The following is a 1,228-nucleotide window of genomic DNA, read 5'->3' as shown; positions in this document are numbered from 1 at the left end:
AATGCCGCCGAGTGCGTGATCGTGCGCTGTTTGATCTTGCCATCGACAGCAAACTGCGCGGCTGCGACCTTGTGCGAATGAAGATCGGCGACATTGTTAACGGAGGGCAGATCCGAACGCGCGCAATCGTTATGCAGCAGAAAACAAGCCGCCCTGTTCAGTTCGAGATTTTGCCGGATGCCCGTGCCAGTCTGCTGGCCTGGCTTGAGCGCCGGGGTGGCGCCGTGGACGATTATGTCTTCCCAAGCCGGGTCGATCGGAACAGGCACCTCAGCACCCGCCAATATGCTCGGCTTGTTGATGAATGGGTAAGCGGGATCGGCTTGATGCGGAGCGAATACGGCACCCACTCTCTGAGGCGGACCAAGGCGTCGATCATCTACAGGGCCACCGGCAATCTGCGTGCCGTCCAGATACTTCTCGGTCACAGCAAGATCGAGAATACGGTGCGCTATCTCGGAATCGATGTCGAGGATGCACTTGCCCTCGCCGAAAACACGGAAATCTGAGCATTCGGCTCCTCGTTAGAGCCGGGGAGCCGACCTACCAGCGCTGGGACTTTCCTGCCATTGGAAGACGGCGTGACGGATCGACCGGTTTGGCCGAAACCGGCGTTCATAAAGCAGCGAAGATGATACTGGTAAGCTGGCAAGTGTTCATGAGCGCCGCAGCATGTTCAATCTTGAGACAGGTATCCGGCCCACCCAAGACTTATTGCTGCGCCCGCTAGTGCCGTTCTCACGGACGCAGCAATAAGCACGGAAAACCGGGACATGGCGATGACGTAATCCGATCCCATGTGTGCAATCTCTTCGGACCTTGATGGCCTGATCTGCCTCGGTGAGGCTTCATAATTCAGGCGGCGCCTGATCGCTCTCCAGCGCTTGCCCTGGGTTCGAGCCCGCTGGAGGCGGAAACGTCGTTCTCGTGGTCGGGTGGTGCGGTGTTCAACGCGGTGCGCGGGCTGAACATCACCTTCGACTATTACCAGATCGACATTGATGATCGCATCGTGTTGACCGACAACCTCACCGCCACCCGCGATGCCGCAGGCAACCCGTCGGGCACGGGCACGGGCCGGGCAATTGCGCAGATTCTCAATGATGCGGGCTTCACCAATATTTCGGCAGCGCGCTTCTTCTTCAACGGGATCGACACGCGCACCCGCGGCTTTGACGCCATCGCGACCTATCGCACCAGCGTGGGCAATGCCGGGACCGTCTCGCTG

2 protein-coding genes are annotated in these 1,228 nt (G+C 59.3%); both read left to right on the top strand.

Annotated elements, in window-relative coordinates:
• Positions 1–509: tyrosine-type recombinase/integrase (locus SOQ14_RS14325; protein WP_322898790.1), on the top strand; the 509-nt coding region annotated here is incomplete at its 5' end.
• 341 nt (positions 510–850) lie between these two features.
• Positions 851–1,228, top strand: a 378-nt coding sequence (locus tag SOQ14_RS14320) for a TonB-dependent receptor domain-containing protein (protein WP_322898791.1), incomplete at its 3' end; no start/stop codon positions are given.

This window comes from Erythrobacter epiphyticus (assembly GCF_034653295.1).
In the GTDB taxonomy this organism is placed as follows: Bacteria; Pseudomonadota; Alphaproteobacteria; order Sphingomonadales; family Sphingomonadaceae; genus Erythrobacter.
This window is presented reverse-complemented; position numbering and strand designations above follow the sequence as displayed.